20 protein-coding genes are annotated in these 22,868 nt (G+C 61.7%); 8 read left to right on the top strand and 12 right to left on the bottom strand.

What is annotated here, in order from left to right; all coding sequences use genetic code 11:
* Positions 1-24: 24 nt before the first annotated feature.
* The 9 genes from ATY29_RS22385 to ATY29_RS22340 form a co-directional block, all read right to left on the bottom strand.
* Positions 25-3,171 (bottom strand): efflux RND transporter permease subunit, encoded by a 3,147-nt coding sequence (locus ATY29_RS22385; protein WP_097533103.1) that lies wholly within the window; start codon positions 3,169-3,171, stop codon positions 25-27.
* A 25-nt stretch (positions 3,172-3,196) separates the two neighbouring features.
* A complete protein-coding gene (locus tag ATY29_RS22380; RefSeq protein ID WP_097533102.1) occupies positions 3,197-4,336 on the bottom strand; it encodes an efflux RND transporter periplasmic adaptor subunit in 1,140 nt (379 codons plus the stop codon).
* Positions 4,337-4,384: 48 nt separating this feature from the next.
* Positions 4,385-4,993, bottom strand: a complete 609-nt coding sequence (locus ATY29_RS22375; RefSeq protein WP_097533101.1) for a TetR/AcrR family transcriptional regulator — start codon at positions 4,991-4,993, stop codon at positions 4,385-4,387.
* Positions 4,994-5,216: 223 nt separating this feature from the next.
* Positions 5,217-5,648 carry an OsmC family protein gene (locus tag ATY29_RS22370; protein WP_097533100.1) on the bottom strand — a complete coding sequence of 144 codons (432 nt, stop codon included), beginning with the start codon at positions 5,646-5,648 and terminating at the stop codon, positions 5,217-5,219.
* 181 nt (positions 5,649-5,829) lie between these two features.
* Positions 5,830-6,609 (bottom strand): SDR family oxidoreductase, encoded by a 780-nt coding sequence (locus tag ATY29_RS22360; RefSeq protein ID WP_097533099.1) that lies wholly within the window; start codon positions 6,607-6,609, stop codon positions 5,830-5,832.
* Positions 6,610-6,612: 3 nt separating this feature from the next.
* Positions 6,613-7,500, bottom strand: coding sequence for an aldose 1-epimerase (locus ATY29_RS22355; protein ID WP_097533098.1), 888 nt, complete (start codon positions 7,498-7,500; stop codon positions 6,613-6,615).
* Entirely contained in the window at positions 7,497-8,447 is a 951-nt protein-coding gene (araH, locus tag ATY29_RS22350; protein ID WP_097533097.1) for an L-arabinose ABC transporter permease AraH, read from the bottom strand. The genes ATY29_RS22355 and araH overlap by 4 nt, the downstream gene beginning before the upstream one ends.
* A gap of 17 nt (positions 8,448-8,464) precedes the next feature.
* A complete protein-coding gene (araG, locus tag ATY29_RS22345) occupies positions 8,465-9,970 on the bottom strand; it encodes an L-arabinose ABC transporter ATP-binding protein AraG (RefSeq protein WP_097533210.1) in 1,506 nt (501 codons plus the stop codon).
* Positions 9,971-10,034: 64 nt separating this feature from the next.
* Complete coding sequence (locus ATY29_RS22340; RefSeq protein ID WP_097533096.1) at positions 10,035-11,018, bottom strand: arabinose ABC transporter substrate-binding protein; 984 nt, start codon at positions 11,016-11,018, stop codon at positions 10,035-10,037.
* A gap of 210 nt (positions 11,019-11,228) precedes the next feature.
* Here ATY29_RS22340 and ATY29_RS22335 point away from each other — a divergent pair, with 210 nt between their 5' ends.
* The 4 genes from ATY29_RS22335 to ATY29_RS22320 all read left to right on the top strand — a co-directional run bounded on the left by ATY29_RS22335 (position 11,229) and on the right by ATY29_RS22320 (position 14,505).
* A complete protein-coding gene (locus tag ATY29_RS22335; RefSeq protein ID WP_097533095.1) occupies positions 11,229-11,984 on the top strand; it encodes a FadR/GntR family transcriptional regulator in 756 nt (251 codons plus the stop codon).
* Between the two features lie 21 nt (positions 11,985-12,005).
* Complete coding sequence (gene dgoD, locus ATY29_RS22330; protein WP_097533094.1) at positions 12,006-13,154, top strand: galactonate dehydratase; 1,149 nt, start codon at positions 12,006-12,008, stop codon at positions 13,152-13,154.
* A gap of 96 nt (positions 13,155-13,250) precedes the next feature.
* On the top strand, positions 13,251-13,646 hold the full coding sequence (locus tag ATY29_RS22325) for a DoxX family protein (protein ID WP_025417112.1): 396 nt from the start codon (positions 13,251-13,253) through the stop codon (positions 13,644-13,646).
* A 79-nt stretch (positions 13,647-13,725) separates the two neighbouring features.
* Entirely contained in the window at positions 13,726-14,505 is a 780-nt protein-coding gene (locus ATY29_RS22320; RefSeq protein WP_097533093.1) for an SDR family oxidoreductase, read from the top strand.
* A gap of 11 nt (positions 14,506-14,516) precedes the next feature.
* On the opposite strand, the gene ATY29_RS22315 is transcribed toward ATY29_RS22320, so the two are convergent.
* Together ATY29_RS22315 and ATY29_RS22310 are read right to left on the bottom strand one after the other, a co-directional pair.
* The gene (locus tag ATY29_RS22315; protein WP_003566861.1) at positions 14,517-15,734 is read right to left on the bottom strand and encodes an adenylate/guanylate cyclase domain-containing protein; all 1,218 of its coding nucleotides are present in this window, start codon (positions 15,732-15,734) and stop codon (positions 14,517-14,519) included.
* Positions 15,735-15,798: 64 nt separating this feature from the next.
* Entirely contained in the window at positions 15,799-16,824 is a 1,026-nt protein-coding gene (locus tag ATY29_RS22310) for a LacI family DNA-binding transcriptional regulator (protein ID WP_097533092.1), read from the bottom strand.
* A gap of 93 nt (positions 16,825-16,917) precedes the next feature.
* Between ATY29_RS22310 and ATY29_RS22305 the strand changes: the two genes are divergently transcribed.
* The 4 genes from ATY29_RS22305 to ATY29_RS22290 all read left to right on the top strand — a co-directional run bounded on the left by ATY29_RS22305 (position 16,918) and on the right by ATY29_RS22290 (position 22,502).
* On the top strand, positions 16,918-18,105 hold the full coding sequence (locus tag ATY29_RS22305; RefSeq protein ID WP_097533091.1) for a phytanoyl-CoA dioxygenase family protein: 1,188 nt from the start codon (positions 16,918-16,920) through the stop codon (positions 18,103-18,105).
* A gap of 65 nt (positions 18,106-18,170) precedes the next feature.
* Positions 18,171-18,992, top strand: coding sequence for an SDR family oxidoreductase (locus tag ATY29_RS22300; RefSeq protein ID WP_097533090.1), 822 nt, complete (start codon positions 18,171-18,173; stop codon positions 18,990-18,992).
* Between the two features lie 93 nt (positions 18,993-19,085).
* Positions 19,086-19,997, top strand: a complete 912-nt coding sequence (locus ATY29_RS22295) for an SMP-30/gluconolactonase/LRE family protein (protein WP_097533089.1) — start codon at positions 19,086-19,088, stop codon at positions 19,995-19,997.
* 258 nt (positions 19,998-20,255) lie between these two features.
* Positions 20,256-22,502, top strand: a complete 2,247-nt coding sequence (locus ATY29_RS22290; RefSeq protein ID WP_097533088.1) for a glycoside hydrolase family 2 protein — start codon at positions 20,256-20,258, stop codon at positions 22,500-22,502.
* 11 nt (positions 22,503-22,513) lie between these two features.
* Here the strand turns inward: ATY29_RS22290 and ATY29_RS22285 are convergent.
* Positions 22,514-22,868, bottom strand: a 355-nt coding sequence (locus tag ATY29_RS22285) for a TOBE domain-containing protein (RefSeq protein WP_133118159.1), incomplete at its 5' end; no start/stop codon positions are given.

Raw genomic sequence — 22,868 nt, 5'->3', positions numbered from 1 at the left:
GGCGCGGCTTTCGCCGCGCCGTCCTCACTCGGCTGCCAACGCCGGCGGATGTCTGTCATCGGCCTCTTCCTGGATGGCGTCGGCATCCCGGCCTGGCTCATCCTTCGCCTTCGGCTCGCGACCGAAGAAAAGGGCGTAACCGGCGGGCAGAACCAGAATGGTGAGCACTGTGGCGACGAGGATGCCGCCCATCATCGCATAGGCGAGCGGCCCCCAGAAAACGCCGCGCGAGATCGGGATCAGCGCCAGGACAGCAGTCAGCGCCGTCAGCATGATCGGCCGGAAACGCCGGACGGCGGCGCCGACGATCGCCTCCTGCCGGTGCATGCCGGCCTTGATATCCTGATCGATCTGATCGACCAGGATGATCGAGTTGCGCATGATGATGCCGAGCAGCGCGATGACGCCGAGGATCGCTACGAAGCCGAAGGGCGCGCCGCTGATTAGCAAGGCGGCTGCGGCCCCAATGATGCCGAGCGGCCCGGTGGCGAGCACCAGCATCGCCTTGCCGAAATGCTGCAGCTGCACCATCAGCAGCACGATGATGACGGCGAGCATGATCGGCGCCTTGGCGGCGATCGACATCTGGCTTTCCGCCGCATCCTCGGCGCCGCCCTGGATCTCGACATTGTAGCCGGCCGGCAGACTGTCGCGCAGGTCCTTCATGTCGGCATACATCTTCATGACAACGTCATTCGGCTGCACACCATCGGGCAGCGTCGCCCGCACGGTGATCGTCGGCAGCCTGTCGCGCCGCCATTCGATGCCCTGCTCCATGACAGGCACGACCTTGGCGACCTGCGAGACCGGCACGAAACCGCCAAAATCCGTCGGGACATAGACCGAGTTGACCGCCGACAGCAGCGAGCGGCGGGCATCCGGCTCGCGGGCGACGATCGCGACCGTTTCCTCGCCATCGCGGAAATCGTCGAGCGGCGCCCCGGACATGGCGGTCTGCAGCATCTGACGCACGCGCTGCGAGGTGACGCCGAGAGCGCGGGCGCGATCCTGGTCGATCACCAGCTTCATCGCCGGCACCTGCTCCAGCCAGTCGTCGTGAATGGCGCCGAGCATCGGGTTGGCCTCAAAGCGCGCCTTCACCTGATCGGCAATCGCTCGCACTTCCTGGCGGTCAGGTCCCATGACGCGCATCTGCACCGGCCAGCCTGTGGGCGGGCCGAGGAAGAGCCGGTCGACCTTGCCGCGGATCGACGGGAAGTCTTCCGCAAGGATCCTGCGCAGCTTGACGATCAGCCGCTCGCGCGCCGGTTCGTCATTGGCCATGACGAGAAGCTGGGCAAAGTTCGGATTGCGCAGCTGCTGGTCGAGCGGCAGGAAGAAGCGCGGCGCGCCTTCGCCGATATAGGTGGCGATGAACTTCTTGTCGGGATCGTCCATCATCTTGGCTTCGAGCGCCTTTGCCTGGACCTCGACTTCCCGAATGCTGGTGCCCTCGGGCAGCCAGAGATCGACGAGGATTTCCGGCCGCGAGGATTGCGGGAAGAAATTCTGCGGAATGAACTGGAAGGCCCAGAGGCTGGTAACGAAGGTGCCGAGCGTCAACAGCAACACGATCACCCGGTGACGAACTGCCCAGCCGACCGTGCCACGCAGCCGGCGATAGAAGCCGGTGTCGAAGGCATCGTGATGCTCGCCGGCATGATGGCGCTGCTTGAGGATCATATAGCCGAGCCATGGCGTGAAATAGACGGCGACGAACCACGAAGTCACCAGCGCGATGCCGACGACGTAGAACAGCGAACGCACATATTCGCCGGCCGTCGATGCGGCAAAGCCGACCGGAATGAAGCCGGCCGTAGTGATCAGCGTGCCCGTCAGCATCGGGAAGGCGGTCGAGGAATAGGCAAAGCTTGCCGCTTCGATCTTGACCAGCCCCTCTTCCAGCTTTCGCTCCATCATTTCGACGACGATCATCGCATCGTCGACGAGCAGGCCGAGCGCGATGATGAGCGCGCCGAGCGAGATGCGCTGCAGATCGATGCCGAGTTCGTACATCAGCGCGAAGGTGGCGGCGAGCACCAGCGGAATGGCGATGGCGATGACGAGGCCCGAACGCCAGCCGATCGACAGGAACGAGACCACCAGGACGATGACAAGCGCTTCACCGAGCGCATGCATGAATTCGCTGACCGCATCCGTCACCACGTCGGGCTGATTGGCGATCTGATCGACCGCGACACCATAGGGCAGAGCCTCTTCGAAGCGCTGATAGGTCGCCTCGACGCCCTTGCCGACATCGGTCACATTGAAGCCCTTGGCCATCACTACGCCGACCTGAACGCTGTCATGACCGTTGAAACGGTATTTGCGCTGATAGGGGTCTTCGAGCCCGGAACTGACGGTGGCGATATCGCCGAGCCGCGTCACCTGGCCGCCGGCGCGAAGCCGCAGCTCGCGGATATCCTCCGCCTTCTTGACGTCACCTTCGACGGAGATGCGCACCGAGCGCAGGCCGGTATCGACGGAGCCTGCCGGATCGATATTGTTCTGGCCCTTGATGGCGTTTTGCAGATCGAGGATCGTCAGGCCGCGCTCGGCGAGCGCCTTGGATGAGACGTCGATATAGATCTTCTCAGGCTGGTCGCCGATGATGACGGCTTTCTCGACGCCCGGCGTCGTCAACAACATGTCGCGCGCCTGGATCGCGAATTTCTTCAGTTCCGGATAGGAATAACCGTCGCCGCTGATCGAATGCAGCGTGATGAAAGTATCGCCGAACTCGTCGTTGAAATAGGGGCCGAGCAGGCCCTGCGGCAGCTCGTTTGCGATATCGCCGACCTTCTTGCGCACCTGGTAGAAGGCGTCCGCCACATCTTTCGAATTGGTGTCGCCCTTGACCTGCAGGGTGATGATCGCGCTGCCCGCCCTTGTATAGGACTTGACCCAGTCGATATGCGGCGTTTCCTGCAGCTTGCGCTCGATCTTGTTGACCACCTGGTCTTCCATTTCCTGGATGGAAGCGCCCGGCCAGATCGCCTGCACGACCATGACGCGGAAGGTGAATTCGGGGTCCTCGCGCTGGCCCATGCGCATCAGGCCGAGCACGCCGGTGATGATGATCAGCCCGAAGAGGAAGCGGGCAATGCTCGGATGGCCGATCGCCCAGCGCGACAGATTGAAGGGCCGCTTTTCGGTGGTGTTGGCGTCCATGGTTTTCTTCCCTTTTGCGACGCGATCAGCGGACGGTCTGGTCCGTGTCGGCCAGCGCCGACTGCTGGTCCGGCACCTTCACCTTCAGGTTTTCGCTCATGAACTGCGTGCCTGCGGAAACGACGAGATCGCCTATATCGAGGCCGTCGGTCACATGCACGCCGTCACCGGTAAAATCGGCGACCTTGATGTCGCGGCCATGCACGGTCGCCGTATCGCGGTCGACGGTCCAGACCATCTGCTTGCCGTCTTTCTCAGCCAGCGCGCTGAGCGGGATCGAGACATAGCTGTTGCCGTTGCTGACGTCGGCTTCGATCGTCGCCGTCATGCCGAGCAACACCTGCGGATCGTTCGGCAGGCTTACCCGAACTGCAAAGGTACGCGACTGCTGGTCGGCGCTGCCTGAAACCTCACGCACCTTGCCGGCGAGCACCAATTTGTCGTCGGCCCAGAAGCTTGCCTTGACCGTTTTGCCCGGCTTGAATTCGGCAATGTCGTTTTCCGGAACCGCAATCTGCACTTCCTTTTCGCCGTCGACGGCGACAGTGACGACGGGAGTGCCCGACGCAACGACCTGGCCGACATCGGCGTTGATCGTCGTAACGATCCCGTTGTAGTCGGCCTTCAGCTCCGCATAGCTCACCTGGTTCTTCGCCTGATCGAGCGCCGAGGCGGCGGCATCGCGGCTTGAAACGGCCTGATCGTAACTGAGCGACGCCTGCTCGAGCTGGGATTTCGGCGAAACATTCTTATCGAAGAGCTGCTGATTGCGCTTATTGACGAGATCGGCGGTTTCGACGCCTTTTTCAGCGGCTGCGAGATTGGCTTCCGCCGTCTTGACTGCGAGCTGGTAATCTGTGGAGTCCATCCGGGCGAGCACGTCGCCCGGCTTCACCTTGTCGCCGATATCGACGAGGCGTTCGGTGATTTTGCCGGCGACGCGAAACCCGAGGTTCATCTCCGTGCGCGCCTTGACCGAGCCCGAATAGTCGAGCTTGCGGGTGTCGCCGGCCTTGGCGATCTCGACGACCTTCACCGGACGAATGACTTGCTTGACCTCAGCCTTCTCTTCCGAGCAGGCGGAAACGCCGATGCCGATGGCACTGATGAGCACGAGGCTGGTGACGGACGGCATGCGATGGCTGAAGGTCTTGAGCGAAAACATCGTCCGCACTCCTGGATCGTTTCGGGGGTGGATGGCGGCGGCCGTCCGTTATTTTTTCAGCGCCCTGATCACGTAGTTGATCAGTTCGTCGACGCTGGCGCGGTTGGTTTTGGCAAGACATTGCGCCACCATCTGCGGGTGGCAAAGATTGATCGTCGCCGCGCCGAAGCAACGCGAGGCAACGACCGGGTCCTGCTCGGCGAATTCTCCGGCTTCAATGCCTTCGGCGATGATTTCAGCAATGAGATCATGGACGCGGTCGATATGTTTTTCGATGACGTGCCAGTCGCGCTCGATCGCGACGACGATCATCTCGTGCACCTTCATCTCGTCGAGCATCAGATCGAGCGTCAGCTGATGCTGGGTCTGGACGTAGCGGCGCAGCCGCTCGCTGGCGCTGATCGGCTGATGGCGAATGTCGTAGGCGATCTGATAGGCGGTGGCGAGCATGCGGCCGCAGAGGGCCTGGTGGATTTCCACCTTGGAGGCGAAGAAACGATAGATATTGGCCGGCGACATGCCGAGATCGCGGGCAATGTCGGCCACCGTCGTCTTGCTGTAACCGTAGTGCCGGAACAGCCGCTCGGCCGCGTCGAGAATGCGCGTGACATTCTCCTGCCGCGTGACCTCAAGCGTATTTTCCGCGATGTCGTTCATGAGTTTCGATGCCTCGAATTACGACTGACGAATTTTGAATTTCGTCAGTCGTAAATTATCAGGCGTCATTTGTCAACACGCAGCCGAGCGGCATTAGCGCTTGGCAGAGACGATCCTGTGCGTCTATCTAGACGATATGAGGGATTTTCCGAAGCAATAAAACGCAATTAAAAAGTGCCGCGACGAAAAATTGCGCGCGGCACCTCTTCGGCAGCAGATGAGATCAGGCGAGCTTGACGTCGAGCGTGATCGGAACGGCAGCGAGCGCCTTGGAAATCGGGCAGCCGGCCTTCGCCTTGTTGGCGAGTTCGGTGAAGGTCGCCTCGTCGGCGCCGGGAATACGGCCGGAGAGCGAAAGATGGATGGCGGTGATGGCGAAGCCACCCTCGACGCTTTCGAGCGTCACCTTGGCAGAGGTTTCCATATGCTCGGCGGTAAAGCCGGCTTCACCGAGGATCAGAGACAGCGCCATGGTGAAGCAGCCGGAATGTGCGGCGCCGATCAGTTCCTCCGGATTGGTACCGGGAATGCCTTCGAAGCGGCTGGCAAAGCCGTAGGGATAATCCTTCAGAGCGCCGCTCTGGGTCGAGATCAGGCCTTTGCCGTCCTTGAGGCCACCGGTCCAATGGGCCGAAGCCGTACGATTGATCTGCATGCCGTCCTCCTGTTTCGATTGGGCTTTCAGCACGATGCCGAAAAATGCGAGCGGTTTTCGGCCAACATCATGCTCTAACGAGATACCTACGGGGGATGCGACAGCTCCCCCGATGGGCAATATAATGCTCTATCCCGAGAAGACGACAGGCTTGTAAAAATCTGCTGTAATCCGCGTCTCTTCAGACGGGATGCTGCAGCACGCCGAGACCGCCGTCGATCGTCAGGCAGGTGGCATTCATGAACGGGCACTCGTCGGAGATCATGAAGACGGCCGCCATGGCGATCTCCTCCGGCGTAGCGATGCGCCCGCCGGGATGCAGCCTCATCGTCTCGGCTTTGGCCGCCTCCGGATCGGGAAAGCTGTTCCAGTAATCGATCACCTTCTGTGTCGAGACATAGCCCGGCGCCAATGCGTTCACCCGAATATTGCTGGCCGCATATTCGAGACCAAGGGATTTCGTCATCCCGAGCAGCGCATGTTTTGCCAGCGGATAGGGAAAGGTGTGCGGAATGATGGTGAAGGCATGCGTCGAGGCGACGTTGAGGATGACGCCGCCGCCCTGCCCGATCAAGCCGGGCAGCACCGCCTTGCAGCAGTTCCACGCACCTTTGAGATTGATGTCGAAGCAACGATGCCATTCGTCATCCGTCGTCTCGAGCGGCTCGGCAAAGACATTGACCCCGGCATTGTTGACGAGCGCGTTCAGCTCTCCGATCTCTTTGCTGGCTCGCGCGACCGCCGTGGTGATCGTTCCGGCATCGGTAATATCGGCCGGCAGATAACCGAGCCGTCCGCCGCTGCTCTCAAGTTTTTTCGCCGCCTCCGCCAGCAGCACGCCGTCGCGGTCGATGAGAAAGATAGCGGCATTTTCCCGCAGGAAGGCCTCCGCGATCGCCAGGCCGATACCCTGCGCAGCGCCAGTGATCAGGATGTTCTTGCCCTGCAGGCGGTTGCCCATCTTTCACCCCTCCGGTTGCGTCGGCAGCGCCGACATCAGGATTGTGACCTTGCCGGCAAGCACGTCACCCGGCGCAAGCGGCTTCAGGCCCCCGAAATCAGGCAAATGATGGCCGTTCGGCAGGTGGCTCATCGGCTCGAGGCAGAAGAAGTCGCTCCGGTCGACCGGCATATAGAGCATGAAACGATCGAGCGCACCGTCGGCTTCCAGCGCCGCCTGAATTCCGAGTTCCGGCCAGGCGATCGCCGCCCGCCCATTCCAACCCTCGAAGGCATTGTTCATCCATGTCTGCGGCAACAGTTTGCCGGACCTGAAATCGAAATCGCCGGGCACAGGGCCGGGCATATCAGGGAGGTGGTCCGGTCGTTCGTTCCAATATCGATCGGCCGCAATCGTCAGTCGCGTCTTCGGCGTTCGCGCAAAGAAGGGATGCTGGCCCAATCCAAAGGGAAGAGCGGTTTCGCCCCGGTTTTCCACGGAAAGCGTCAGCACCAGCGCGTCGCCGGCGAGACGGATCTCCTGCCGGGTCAGATAGGCATAGGGTGAAACCTTGTCGGCGCTGCGGGAAAAGCAGAACTGCGCATGCTCCGCGCTGAAGTCTTCAAGCTGCCAGAGGCCGAGCCAGCCGTCGCCGTGCCGATAGAGCGGATCTGAGGTATTCGGCTGGAAGGCATAGTCGCGTCCGGCAAAGGACATGGCGTTGCCTTCCACGCGATTGCCGAACGGCACCATCGCAAAATTCGCCATCGTTCCATCCGGCCCCCCGGCGGCCACGAGAAAGGGCGTCTTCCGATAGCTCGCGGCAGCGAGCGCCGCACCCCGACGGCTGACCCGAACGGCGAGATCGCCGTGCCTGAGTTCGATGTCGCTCCCGGCTCGTTCTTGGTTCATCCACGTCGTCCCGCAGCCGAAGATCTCAAATTGTCGAGCAGCACGGCGACCAGCAGGATCAGGCCGCGCACGACATACTGATAGAATGCCTGGATATTCAGCAGATTCATAACGTTTTCGGCAATGCCCATGATCAGCACCCCGACGATGACGCCGCTCATCGCCGCCCGGCCGCCGGCCAGCGAAACGCCGCCGAGAACGCAGGCCGAAATGACCGACAGCTCCAGCCCCGTCGCCGCATTCGGCTGGCCGGAGGTTATGCGCGAGGCGAGCAGGATACCGGCAATGCCGCAGACGAGCCCCTGCAGCGCAAAGATCCAGATGCGCATATTGACGACATTGACGCCCGCAAGCCGCGAGGCCTCGGGATTGCCGCCGATCGCCAGCGTATTTTTGCCGAAGACGGTGCGATTGAGCACGAAACCGAAGAGCAGAAAAAGCATCAGCATGATCCAGATCGGCGTCGGCACGGTCAGGAAGCGCGACAGGGCAAGCTGGTAGAAGGCGGGATCGTTGATGCCGACGGCGCGGCCGTCCGAGGCGATCAGCGCCAGCCCGCGCACGATCTGCATGGTGGCCAGCGTGGTGATCAGCGCATTGATCCGGAACCGGGCGATGACGATGCCGTTGACGAAGCCGACCACGGCGCCGCAAAGCAGGGCGGCGATAAGCCCGACGGGAATGGAGCCGGTGGCATTCGAGACCATCACCGCGATCATGCCGGAGAAGGCGACGATCGAGCCAACCGAAAGGTCGAAATCGCGCGAGGCCAGGCAGAACATCATCGTGCAAGCGACGATGCCGATCGTCACGACCGATTGCAAAAGCCCCAGCATGTTGCGCTCGGTCAGAAAATTCGGAACGCAGAGCGAGACGATCACGAAAGCGGCGGCGAAGATCACCACCAGCCCCTGTTCGCCGAGAAGGATTTTTTTCAACGAATTCATCGCTTGTATTCCTGGTCCTAAATGGTGCCTGCGGCATTCTTGTCGGGGAGCGCTGCCGTCAGGATGGCGCGCTCGTCGAAATCCGGACGGGCGACATTGGCCGCCACCCTGCCCTGACACATCACCATGATGCGATCGGAGATGCCCATGACCTCGGGCAGTTCGCTTGATATCACCACGATTGCCATGCCGCCGGCCGCCAGCTCGTAGAGGATTTCGTAGATTTCCGATTTCGCCCCGACATCGATGCCGCGCGTCGGCTCGTCGATGACGAGGACCTTGATGCCCTGCTCGGAGAGCCAGCGGCCGAGAATGACCTTCTGCTGGTTGCCGCCGGAGAGATTGATGATGTCCTGCTTGCGCGACGGCGTCCGCACCCGAAGCCGGGCAATGAACCGATCCGCCAGCGCCGCCTCTTGTCTCGGGCTCAGAATACCGAAAGGCGAGAAGTGCCGGCGCGACGAAATCGCGATATTCTCTTCGATCGACCGGCCCTGAACGATGCCGTCGAATTTGCGGTCCTCGGGGCAGAGCACCATGCCGGCATTGATCGCCGCCTTCGGATTGTTCGGGGAAACGACGACGCCGTCGATCGTGACCTGACCTTGATGTCTGGTATCGGCGCCGTAAAGTAACCGCGCCATCTCGCTGCGGCCGGCGCCGATCAGGCCGAAGAAGCCGAGGATCTCACCCTGGCGCACGGAAAAGCTGATCGGATTGCGCAGCCGTGAGCCGGACAGGCCCTGGACCTCCAGCCTGATGTCGCCGAGCGAACGTTCGCGCCAGCCCCAGACATTGCTGATCTCGCGTCCGACCATTTCCGAGATGATCTGCTCGCGCGTCGTTTCAGCAATGTCGGGATGGTGGGCGGCAAGCTTGCCGTCGCGCAGCACCGTCAGGCTGTCGCAAAGCCGAAAAATCTCGTCGAGGCGATGCGAGACGTAGAGAATGACCGTTCCCTTCGCCTTCAGCCTGTCGATGAGTGAAAACAGGATTTCGCTTTCGCGCGACGACAGCGACGAGGTCGGTTCGTCCAACGCGATCACCCGTGCATCGAGCATGACCGCCTTGGCGATCTCGACCATCTGCCGCGCCCCGATCGAAAGCGAGGCGACCTTGGCCGAGGGATCGACATCGATGCCGATCTCTTCGAGCTTCCCCCGCACCGTCTCGATCAGCGTCTTCGAATGGATGACGCCGCCCTTGGCCGGGAAACGTCCGAGCCAGAGATTTTCGGCGACCGTCAACTCGGGAACGAGCTGCAGTTCCTGGTGGATGACGATGACCCCCGCATGGAAGGCATCGCGAACCGACCCGTATTTCTGCTCCTCGCCGTCAATCAGGATACGGCCGTCATCGGCGGCCTGATCGCCGGATAGGACACGGATCAGCGTCGATTTGCCGGCGCCGTTTTCGCCCATCAGCCCGTGGACGGCGCCCTTCTCAATCCTGAAGGAGACATTCGCCAGCGCCTGCACGCCGGGATAACCCTTGGAGATATCGTTGAATTCGAGGAAGGCCATCGTCGCTCCGTCGAGAAGGACCCGGCGGCGTGGCCGCCGGGCATAGATCATCCTGGGAGGATGATCATTCGATGCCAAGATCCTTGCGGACCTTCTCGTAATCACCCCGCAAGGCCAGCGAACCGGAGGTCAACGTCAGTTTTGCCGGCTCCTTGTTGTTGGCGATCCAGTCGTACATGTTGAGTGCCGTCTCGTAGCCGTGACGCTTCGGCGAGATGATGACCGTACCGAAGAAGCCCGTCGCCGCCGGCTTCTTGAACTCGTTAATCGCCGATTCAGCACCGCCGATGCCGACGCCGATGACGTTGGCCGCTGGTATGCCGACGGATTCCGATGCGCGGACGGCGCCGAGAACGGCCTCGTCGTTGAGGCCGAAGGCAACCCAGTATTTCACGTCCGCATGTTTGTTGAGAACGGTGGTTGCCGCGTTGAGCGCAGCTTCCGTATCGGTTTTCGCCTGCGGCGCATCATAGATGTTTTCGGCCGGGAAGCCGGCCGACTTCAGCACCGAGATCGCACCTTCGACACGGTCGACGGCAGTCGGCAGCTGGTCGTAGGAGATGCGGACCGCGCCGACATTCTTCATGTCCCAGCCGCGCTTCTTGATCTCGTCGACGATCGCCTGGCCGACGGTCTCGCCGATCTTGGTGGCCGAGATCCCCATATGCGGCACGTCTTCCAGCGGCTTGCCGTCGGCGCTGACCAGACGGTCGTCGACCGTCATCAGCTTCAGCTGGTTGGCTTCGGCCTTGGCGACGATGCCGGGACCGAGCTTGACGTCGGGCGTGCAGATGATGAAGCCCTGCGCACCCTGGGCGCCGAGATTGTCGATCGCCGACTGGACCTTCTCGCCGTCTTCGGCGCCGATCTTGACGACGGTGAAGCCTTTTTCCTTGGCGGCCTGGTCGGCGAATTTCCATTCGTCCTGGAACCATGGTTCTTCGGGCTGCTTGACGATGAACCCTATCTTGACGTCTGCGGAAAATGCGGAGCCGGCTGCCAGAATGGCAAAAGTGCCAGCCAGGATGGCTGCTTTGAACAAGCGCATATCTCTCTCTCCCTAAACTCTAAAAATCGAGCAGCTGCCTCCCAGGCAGCATCCACTGAATTATGACAAATCATCATACCAGTCAATTGCCAATGTATGATGATTAGAATAATAGGATATCGACGAGCCCGGGAGGAACGTCGCAAAGCGAACCGAATTCGGATAATGAGATTCGATTGCCTGGCGCCGGAAATAGAGCGGAGAGGTGAGTTGGAAACAATCGAGCCACAGAGCGGGGCAGCAAGCCCCGACATCGAGCGGCGCCCACGCGTCCGCCGCAACGTCACGGCTGCAATCGCCGAGGACATCTGTGCGGACCGCTATCCCTCGGGCTCGCCGCTACCCCGCGAGAATGATCTCTGCGAACTTTACGGTGTCAGCCGCACTGTTATTCGCGAATCGCTGAAAGTGCTGGAATCAAAGGGCCTTGTCCGCGGTAAACCGCGGGTCGGAACCACCGTCTGCGACAAGGACGACTGGAATATCCTGGATGCCGATGTGCTGGAATGGATGGGTCCCTATATCAAGGATTTCGACCTGCTCGGCTGCATTCTCGAAGCCCGCCGCACGATCGAGCCGGCTGCGGCCGAATACGCCGCCGAGCGCGCCAGCGCCCAGGAGATCGCCGATCTCGACAAGGCCTGGCGGCAGATGCGCGACAGCGCCGGCGATCCGGAAAGTTTCACCGATGCCGACGTCTTGTTCCACGCGGTGCTGCTCACCGCCAGCCACAACCAGGTCTTCCGCCGCCTGTCGAGCGCCATTCACGCAGCGCTGAAATATGCGCTGCACGCCTCCAACATCGGCGTCGAAAACCGCGAGGATGCGGTACTCGTTCATGGCCAGTTGGTCGAGGCCCTGCGCATGCGCGACAAGGCTGGCGCCCGCGAATGCGCCAACCGCATGCTTGATCTTGCGGTGCGCGACCTTGCTGCCGCTGAAAAGGCGATCGGCCGAACGAAATGATGGATCACTGAAAGAACAGCGATGAAGATCACCAAACTCACCACCTATATCGTGCCGCCGCGCTGGCTGTTTTTGAAGATCGAGACCGACGAGGGCATCATCGGCTGGGGCGAACCGGTGGTCGAAGGCCGGGCGCTCACCGTCGAGGCCGCGGTCCACGAACTGGAAGACTATCTGATCGGCAAGGATCCCTTCCTGATCGAGGACCACTGGACGGTGATGTATCGCGGCGGCTTCTATCGGGGTGGTGCGGCCCATATGAGCGCGATCTCCGGCATCGACCAGGCGCTCTGGGATATCAAGGGCAAGGCGCTGGGCCAGCCGATCCATTCCCTGCTCGGCGGCCAGCTGCGCGACCGCATCAAGGTCTATTCCTGGATCGGCGGCGACCGTCCTTCGGATGTCGCCAATAATGCCAGGGAAGTGGTCACCCGCGGCTTCAAGGCGATCAAGCTCAATGGCTGCGAGGAAATGCAGATCGTCGACACCAACGAGAAGGTGGAAAAGGCGGTCGAGACAATCGCCCTAATCCGTGAGGCGATTGGCCCGCATATCGGCATTGGCGTCGACTTTCACGGCCGCGTGCACAAGCCGATGGCGAAAGTCCTCGCCAAGGAACTCGAGCCCTACAAGCTGATGTTCATCGAGGAGCCAGTGCTGTCGGAAAACAAGGAAGCGCTGCGCGATATCGTCAACCATACTTCGACACCGATCGCGCTCGGCGAACGGCTCTATTCGCGCTGGGACTTCAAACAGGTGCTTTCGGACGGTTATGTCGACATCATCCAGCCGGATCTTTCGCATGCCGGCGGCATCACCGAATGCCGCAAGATCGCGGCGATGGCCGAGGCCTATGACGTGGCGCTGGCGCCGCATTGCCCGCTCGGACCGATCGCGCTCGCCGCCTGCCTGCAGGTCGATGCCGTCAGCTATAACGCCTTCATCCAGGAACAGAGCCTCGGCATTCATTACAACAAGGGCAACGATATCCTCGATTACATCTCCAACAAGGAGGTATTCCAATATGCCGATGGTTTCGTCTCGATCCCGCAAGGGCCGGGTCTCGGCATCGAGGTCGACGAAGCCTACGTCATCGAGCGCGCCAAGGAGGGCCATCGCTGGCGCAACCCGATCTGGCGGCATGCCGACGGCAGCTTCGCCGAGTGGTGAAAGTGGAGGGTCGCGCAAGCGGCCCTTTTTCTTTCCGCGTGTAGGATGTCGCGTGTCCCGTCCGTCATAGTGGAAGCTCAAAGAGGAGATTTCAGAATGGCCAGAGCAATCGCAATCATCGTCGCCCGCATCATCTTCAGTTTCGTCTTCTTCATGGCCGCCGGCTTCAAATTCGCCGATATCGGCGCGACGGCAGCCTACATCACCGCCGCCGGCTTTCCGATGGCGACATTCCTGACCTGGGTCGCCGCCTTCTTCGAGATCGCCCTGGCGCTCGCCTTCATATCGGGCGCCTTCTTCACCGAGGCCAGCCTGCTCGCAGGCATCTACGTGATCTTCCTCGCCTTCGCCTTCCACGGACCATCCCATTGGCAACAGAACCAGGCCGAGTTCGGCTTCTTCATCGATCACTTCACCTTCCTCGCCGGCCTGCTCTTTGCCGCCGTCCATGGGCCGGAGAAATGGGCGCTTCGACATAGCCTTCTCCGATAGCGCCACCGACGCGCTCCTTCCGGAACCAAGAGCCGTGCAAAACATTGGCTTACCGGTAAACGGCAAGGAGAGCCCGCCCATGGAGCTGAAGGGAAAGATCGCATTGGTGACCGGTGCCGGTTCTGGCATCGGCAAGGCGGCGGCGCTCAGGCTCGCCGCCGAAGGAGCAAGGGTCGCCGCACTCAGCCGCACTGCCGACGAGGTCGAAAGCACTTGCGCAGAGATCAAAGCGGCGGGCGGCGAATCGATCGCGCTGATGGCCGACACCAGCGACGAGGCGCAAATGCGAGCGGCGGTGAAGGCGCTGACAGAGACCTTCGGCGGCCTCGATATCGTTGTTGCCAATGCGGGGATCAACGGCGTCTGGGCACCGATCGATGATCTGAAGCCGGATGAATGGGACAAGACCATCGCCGTCAATCTGCGTGGCACCTATCTGACCTTGCATCTGACCGTCCCGTACCTGAAAAGGAATGGCGGCTCGATCGTCGTCGTCTCCTCGATCAACGGCACCCGGACATTCACGACGCCGGGCGCCACTGCCTACACCGCAACCAAGGCCGGCCAGGTCGCCATGGTCCAGCAGCTCGCCCTCGAACTCGGCCGGCATGGTATTCGCGTCAACGCCGTCTGCCCGGGTGAGATCGAGACCAATATTGGCGCCAATACCGACAGCCGCCATCGCGAAGAGACGGAGGTTCCGGTCATCTGGCCGGAAGGCGATATCCCGATTGCCGGCGGCAAGGCAGGCAAGAGCGAGGATGTCGCCGAAACCATCCTCTTCCTCGCCTCCGACCGAGCTCGACACATCACCGGGACGCCGATCTGGATCGACGGCGGCCAGGGACTGTTGCGATAGCGCAGCTGTAATCAGGCGTTCAGCCGGGCGCCGTCGAGCGTATAGAGCTCCTGCGCGCGCTGCACGCCGCGCAATGCATAACGCCCGACGCAGGCGATTGCCGCGCGCTGTTCTTCCGGGATCGCCGCGGCGAAATCGGAGGAGATCAGCAGGTTGAGATCGACCGAACGGCACATCGAAGCGATGCGACTGACCTCATTGACTGCAGGGCCGATGACAGTGAAATCCAGCCGGTCCTGGCTACCGATATTGCCGTAGAAGACATCGCCGATATGCAGGCCGATATAGACATCCGTCGTTGGCCTGTTATCGGCCTCGCGTTCGGCGTTGAGCTTGGCAAGCTTTTCGCGCAGAAGCGATTGAGCTTGGAGCGCCGCACGGCAGGTCTCCGCCGGCACCTCGCCCTTGAAGATGGCGAGCACGCCGTCGCCGATCAGCTTCAGCACATTGCCGCCGGCCTCATGGATCGCCGAAATCACCACCTCGCTATAATCGTTGAGCAGCGGGATGATTTCCTCCGGCGGCACCCGATCGGAAATCTTGGTGTAATTCAGCAGATCGGAAAACCAGAGTGCGGCCGAAATCCGCTCCGATTTGCCGCGGCTGATCTTGCCTTCCATCACCTGGCGCGCCGCATCCTCGCCGAGATAGACTTCCGCAATGGTGCGGGCGATGCGCCCGAGCGCGATACACTTGATCGCCAATCCGAGGACCGGCACCAGCTTGCGCAGGATGGCGAGGTCGTGATCGGAAAAGCCTTCGGGGTGCTTCGTCGAGAAATTCGAGAAGAAGCAATCCATCTCGCCGATCGTGCCGGCCTCGGCAAAACGATGCATCATCGCGATGTAATCGGTATGGCCGGCCGCAGCGATCGTGTCGAGCATGCTGAAATCGATCGGATCGCCGAAGCCGATGCGGCGGCGCACCTCCCGCTCATTGCCGGACCAGAGATAATAGAAGGACGAACGCTTCCAGCTCTCGGCAGCCTCGCCCACACCCGACGGGCCATATTCGAATTCGGTCTCGATCTCCTCCACGCTATCCCAGCGGAAGGCACGGCCCTCATGCACGGGGTGCAGAGTATCCATCAGCGCCATTCCGCGGTCGAGCCGCAGGCCGGCCTTCCGGCAGGCCGCGCAGAAACCGGTCATGAGTTCGGATTCCGAAGCGCCCGTCAGTCCCTGCTCGGTGATCCAGGCCGCAATCGTACTGACGTCGCTGTAATCCATACCGCTCACCTCTACTCGTGTCAGAGCTGTAGCCTGAAGTCGGCGTTGAAGGAAGCCAATTGGCTCAATCGCCCGCAGGCATGTTGTAGGGCGTGACGATTTCAACTGATGAAAGCGAGGCCGGAACCGCTCGCCCCGATGCTGACGCCCGGCTCATGATCGCCCTGAAGGCCGAGCGCGCATCGGTCCTAAGATCGTGATGCAGCACGTAGCCGATCCGCCGAGCGGCAAGCAAGGTGCGATTATCAGCATCGAGATCATGGGCGACAAAGACGCCCACCGGGCGCTTGGCCGCATCGAAGGCCGCCAGCACCGCTCGGTTGCCGCCGCCGATCGAATAGACCGCATTGATAGTGGGATCGGCGGCAAGGGCTGCCGCCGCGAGCGTTCCCGTCGCCGCATCGGTGCCGTGCCCCTCGCTGATTTCCGTGATGCCGATCTTGGGATAATGAGCGCGGATCACGCGGCGAAAGCCGATTTCGCGCTCCTCTTCGCCGCGAAACCGCCCGCTCGACAGCGTCACCAGCACCTTGCCGCCACGGTTGCCGAGCACTTCGCCGATGAGATAGGCCGCGGTCTCGCCCGCCGCCCGGTTGTCGGCGCCGGCATAGGTGATGCGCGCCGAATTCGGCAGGTCGGTCACCAGCGTCACCACCGGAATGCCGGCCGCGGCCAACCGGGCGACGGCGGCCGTCACCTCGGCGACATCGGGCGCCTTGAGCACGATGCCATGCGTACCACGCAGCCGGATGCGGTCGAGAAGCTGCACCATCTCAGCCGGCTTCATCACCTCGGCGAAATGGAACCGGCAGCGGAAGCCGCCGGGCAGAAAGGCTGCCATCTCCGCCTCGAAGGCTGTGCGCACCGTATCGCTGAAACGCTGAGGCGTCTCCATGACGATATCGATCGCCAGCATGCGGCCGCTGTCCATCGCGCCTGCCTGCTGTTTTTCCAGCTCCGCGATCGCCGCCTTTACCCGCATTTCCGTCTGCTGACGCACACCCGGCCGGCCGTTCAGCGCGCGGTCGACGGTCGCGGTGCTTAAGCCGGCCTGGAAGGCGATATCCTTGACGAGAAAGAGATGAGCCATGAAAACAATCTGATGGTTTTTTGATGGATTCCTGATCTATATCACCCGGTACCGCGGCGTATAGTGCCTTCATTCGAAAGAGGAGGAGCCACCATGAAAACCGACAACCCGCAAAAGCTACGCGCCGATCGTGTATGGCTGAGCGAAGACAGCTGCGATCTCGAGGACTTTCGCCGCCTGGCGGAAAAGACAACAGCACTTGCCGATTATCCCACCGCCTCGGCAGTCGAAAAAAACGTGTTGATCTATGACAGCCGCAAGGTGACGGCGGCAGCAGCCACGCTAGAGGGCCGACGCGCCGTCCTGGCCGAAATCTGTGAGGCCTTCGGCGAAGGTCCCGGCGTCGTCGTGTTCAAGCATGCTTACGAGGATACCGGCACCATCGATCGCGCCAGCGCGATCTTCGACCAGATCATCGAGGAACAGCACCGCACCGCGACCGGCGGCGGCGATCACTTCGCCAAACCCGGCGCCAACGACCGCATCTGGAATTCGCTGGAAAAACATTGTCTCGCCGATCCGGCGAATTTCGCCGAATATTATGGCAATGCCATCATCGCACTGGCAAGCGAAGCCTGGCTCGGCCCGAGCTACCAGATGACGGCGCAGGTCAATCGCGTCAATCCGGGCGGCGCGGCGCAATCGGCACATCGCGATTACCATCTCGGCTTCCAATCGTCTGCAGTGATCGAACAGTTTCCGGCGCATGTGCACCGGCTCTCGCCGGTGCTGACGCTGCAGGGCGCGGTCGCCCATTGCGATATGCCGCTCGAAAGCGGCCCGACACTCTTCCTGCCACACAGCCAGACCTATGTGCCGGGCTACCTCGCGCTCAAGCGCCAGGAATTCCGCGATTATTTCGAGGCCAACCATATCCAGCTGCCGCTCGGAAAAGGGGACGTCGTTTTCTTCAATCCCGCCCTCTTCCATGCTGCCGGCACCAACCGTTCGGCCGATATCAAACGCGTCGCCAATCTCCTGCAGGTCTCCTCCGCCTTCGGCCGCGCAATGGAAACCGTCAACCGCGAGAGAATGAGCACCACGCTCTTTCCCGCCCTGAAAACATTGCAGGGCAAGCTCTCTCAAGACGAAATCGCCAACGCCGTCGCCGCCTGTGCCGAAGGCTACTCCTTCCCGACCAACCTCGACCGCGACCCGCCGCTCGGCGGCCTGGCGCCGAAGACGCAGGCGCAGCTGCTGCATGAGGCATTGACGGAAGGCTGGAGCGACGAAGCCTTCACGGCAGCGCTTGCCGAGCAGGCGCGGAAGAAGTTGAGCTGACGTAGAGATAAAAGCTCCCGCACCCGCGGGAGGCTATTCGCACATCATCACCAAGGAGGAACTATATGAGCACGGACCACGGCCGCCTCGATGGCAAGATCGCCATCGTTACCGGCGGCACGCAAGGATTGGGCGCCACCATTGCCCGCCTCTTTGCCGAACGCGGCGCAGAAGGCATCGTCATCTGCGGCCGCAACGAAGCCAAAGGCAAGGCGAAGGCCGCGGAGATTTCGGCTGCGACCAGCGCGAAAGTCGTTTACGTCAGGGCCGACCTATCCGAGGTCGAGGACGCCCGGAATGTCATCCACGCCTGCGACGAGGCTTTCGGACGGGTCGACGCGCTGGTCAATGCGGCCGCCATCACCGATCGCGGCACCATCCTCGACACCAGCCCCGAGCTCTTCGACGCCATGTTCGCCGTCAATGTGCGCGCGCCGTTTTTCCTGATGCAGGAGACGGTGAAGGTGATGCGCCGCGAAAAAATCGAGGGCACGATCGTCAATATCGGCTCGATGTCGGCCAAAGCGGGCCAACCCTTCATCGCCGCTTATTGCGCCTCAAAAGGCGCACTGGAAACGCTGACGAAGAACACCGCCTACGCGCTGCTGCGCAACCGCATCCGCGTCAATGGCCTCAACATCGGCTGGATGGCCTCCGAGGGCGAGGACCGCATCCAGCGCGAATATCACGATGCCCCCGCCGACTGGCTGGAGAAGGCGGCAGCGGGCCAGCCCTTCGGCCGCCTCGTCGACCCGCATGAGGTGGCGCGGGCCTGCGCCTACCTGTCATCGGCCGAATCCGGCCTTATGACCGGCTCGGTCATCTGCTTCGACCAGTCGATCTGGGGTGCTTACGACGGTTCACCGCACCCTGTTGCGGCGCTCTGATCGGTCAGGAGCCCGGCATTTCCCATGCCGGGCTCTGGCACCTCCCAGGATTTGCAGCTAGGAAGGGACGGCAGCATTCAGGGAGGAACTGGCTTGGCCGACAATCCGCTTTATGACATTCGCGATGAACGTTTTAGCGCTCTGGTCATCGGCAGTGCCGCACTCGAAGAGCTTTATTCCGGCTGCCGCTGGACGGAAGGCCCGGTCTGGTTTTCCGACCTGAACTGCCTGCTCTGGAGCGATATCCCCAACGAACGCATGATGCGCTGGACACCGGATGGTACGGTCTCCGTGTTCCGCTCACCCTCCAATTACGTCAACGGCAATACTCGCGACCGACAGGGCCGGCTGGTCTCCTGCGAACATGGCGGACGCCGCGTCACCCGCACGGAAGTCGACGGCACCATCACCATTCTGGCCGACAGCTACAAGGGCAAGCGGCTGAATTCGCCGAACGATGTCGTCGTGCATTCCGATGGCGGGGTCTGGTTCACCGACCCGACTTACGGAATCCTGTCGGACTATGAGGGCCACAAGGCCGAGCCCGAGCAGCCCACCCGCAACGTCTATCGAATCGATCCTTCAAGCGGCGCGATCGAGGCCGTTATCGAGGATTTCATTCAGCCGAACGGCCTTGCCTTCTCGCCCGACGAGACGAAGCTCTATATTGCCGATTCCGGCTCGGCAAAACATGAAGTCCCGCGCCATGTGAGAGTTTTCGACGTCGTCGACGGCCGAAGGCTGGAAAACAGCCGCTATTTCTGCAGCCTCGATGCCGGCAATCCCGACGGTTTCCGCTTCGATGTCAGCGGCAATCTCTGGACCAGCGCCGGCGACGGCGTGCACTGCTTTTCGCCTGATGGCACCTTGCTCGGCAAGATCAGGGTGCCGCAGACGGTGTCCAACCTCACCTTCGGCGGCCCGAAGAAGAACCGGCTCTTCATCACCGCTACACGCTCGGTCTATTCGATCTATACCAAGACGAACGGCGCCCAATATCCGTAAGGATCGATCGAAGGCCATCACACTCAGCTGCGCCGCTCGCGGGGCTCGACCGCCTGACATAGGTCGTGTGGAAGTGTCCGGCAGTTCCGGGATGACGACATGCATGAAAAAAGCTAAAGCGCACCACAGGAATCAGATGACGCGGAGCGCTTGCGCGGCTCGCACCTTATGGCTTCAAGGAGGAATACAAGATGACCCGATTTTCGAGCGCCGAAAAGCGCCGCACCGCTCCTGATGCCATGACCAGGAGAGCCTGAGATGCGGTCCGTCGTTTCCTTCAACGAAGGCTGGAGTTTCCACGAGGGCTTCGGCCAGCGCCTGCTCGAAAGCTTCGATGCCGCCAAGTCGGTCAGTCTGCCCCATACCGCCGTCGAACTGCCTTTCAACTACTTCGATGAAAGCAGCTATCAGCGCGCCTTCACCTATCAGAAGGTGCTGCGCTGGCTGCCGGAATTCGAGGGCCGTGAAGTGTCGCTCGTCTTCGACGCCGCCATGGCCGACAGCGTCGTCTATCTGAACGGCGAAGAAATCATCGCCCATAAGGACGGCTACACTCCCTTCGAGGCCCGCCTCACCGGCAAGCTCATCAAGGGTGAGAACCTCGTGACGGTGAAGATCGACGGCAGCGAAAACCCCGCGATCCCACCCTTTGGCGGCCGCATCGATTATCTCACTTATGCCGGCATCTATCGTGACGTCTGGCTGAAGGTCACCGATCCGGTATCGATCCGCAATCTCAAGATCGAAACCGCAGACGTTCTCGCCCCGGAAAAATCGGCGACCATCCGCGTCGATATCGCCAATCCCGAGGGCCGCAGCTTCTCGGCAACCGTCACCGCCACGCTGAAGCAGGCAGACGGCACGGTGATCGCCACCGCAGCGACCGAGACGATCGGCGACCGCACCAGGCTTTCCTTCGGCGGCCTCACCGGCATCACGCTCTGGGAGATCACCGATCCCACGCTTTACGAAGTCACCGTCGAGCTCAGGACGGAACACGGCTCCGATCGTATCTCCACCCGCTTCGGCTTCCGCACCGCCGAATTCACTCCAGAAGGTTTCCTGCTCAACGGCAAGCCGCTGAAACTGCGCGGTCTCAACCGCCACCAGTCCTTCCCCTATGTCGGTTATGCCGCCGGCCGGTCCGCCCAGGAGCGCGACGCCGACATCATGAAAACGGTGCTGAAGTGCAATATCGTCCGCACCTCGCATTATCCCCAGTCGAAATGGTTCCTCGACCGCTGTGATGCGATCGGCCTGCTGGTTTTCGAGGAGATCCCTGGTTGGCAGCATATTGGCGATGCCGACTGGCAGAAGGAATCGATCGAAAACGTCCGCCGCATGATCGAGCGCGACTGGAACCATCCCTCGATCATCATCTGGGGCGTACGCATCAACGAGTCCCAGGACAGCCACGATTTCTACGTCGAGACCAATCGCTTGGCCCGTGAACTCGACAGCACCCGCCAGACCGGCGGCGTGCGCTATATCACCGAGAGCGAGCTACTCGAAGACGTCTACACGATGAACGATTTCATCCTCGGCAATGAGGAACTGCCGGGCGCCAACCGCCCGCGCACCGCATTGCGCGGTCAGGAGGAAAATACCGGTCTGTCCCGCAAGGTGCCGTACCTCATCACCGAGTTCAACGGCCACATGCACCCGACGAAGATCTATGACCAGGAACAGCGCCAGGCCGAGCATGTGCGCCGCCACCTCGAGGTGCTGAACGCCGCCTATGGCGACCCCGATATCTCGGGCGCCATCGGCTGGTGCATGTTCGATTACAACACCCACAAGGATTTCGGCTCCGGCGACCGGATCTGCTACCACGGCGTCATGGACATGTTCCGCGAGCCGAAATTCGCGGCCTACGCCTATATCAGCCAGTGCGATCCATCCGACGAGATCGTCATGAAGCCGGTGACCTTCTGGGCGCGCGGCGAGCGCAATATCGGCGGCGTGCTGCCGCTGATCATCCTGACCAATTGCGACCAGGTGGAACTGCAATATGGCGGGCTCAGCAAGCGCATCGGCCCGGACCGCGAGAATTATCCGCATCTGCCGCATCCGCCCGTCGTGCTCGACCATCGCCACTTCACCGCCGACGAACTCGGCACTTGGGGTTTGGAATGGATCGACGGCACCCTGACGGGCTATATCGGCGGCGAGCCGGTGGCCAGCCTGACGCTGGCGGCCGACCCGCTGCCGACAACGCTGGAGATCATCGCCGACAGCCAGACGCTGAGAGCCCGCGAACGCGACAGCACCCGCGTCATCATCCGCGCCCTCGACCAGTGCGGCCAGCGCCTGCCCTTCATGAACGACAGCATTTCTCTGAGGGTACATGGACCCGCAAGGATCGTCGGCCCGGCCAACGTGCCGCTGCAGGGCGGCACATCAGGCTTCTGGCTGGAGGCGACGGGTCTGGTCGGCGAGATCACCGTCGAAGCGGTCTCCTCGCGGTTCGCGCCGGTGACCCTTAGCGTAACGGCGGTCGCCTAACGCATTGAGCGTCACGCAATCCGCACTTGGCTATCGGGATCGAAGAACACAGCCTTGTCGAGATTGAAGGCAAGGCGTGTGCTTTGTCCGGGAGCGATACCGGTATCGGCGCGCAGGCGGGCGACGACGGATTTGCCGCCAAGCTTGGTGACGGCGAAGGTGTCGGAGCCGGCCGGTTCGACGACCTCGATCAGGCAGTCGCCTTCGGTCAGCGAACGCGCCTTGCGGTCGGCGCCGTCGGGATCGGTCAGCGCCTCGGGGCGAATGCCGAAGATCACCGGCTTGCCGGCATAGCGTGTCAGGCCGTCATTGCCTGCGATAACAGGCAATCTCAGCGGTGCGCCATTGGCCCGCTCCAGCGAGACC

The sequence above is a fragment of the Rhizobium hidalgonense genome (genome assembly GCF_002914525.1).
In the GTDB taxonomy this organism is placed as follows: domain Bacteria; phylum Pseudomonadota; class Alphaproteobacteria; order Rhizobiales; family Rhizobiaceae; genus Rhizobium; species Rhizobium hidalgonense.
Note: the sequence above shows the minus strand (reverse complement) of the source record. Positions and strands in the feature narration are given on the sequence as shown.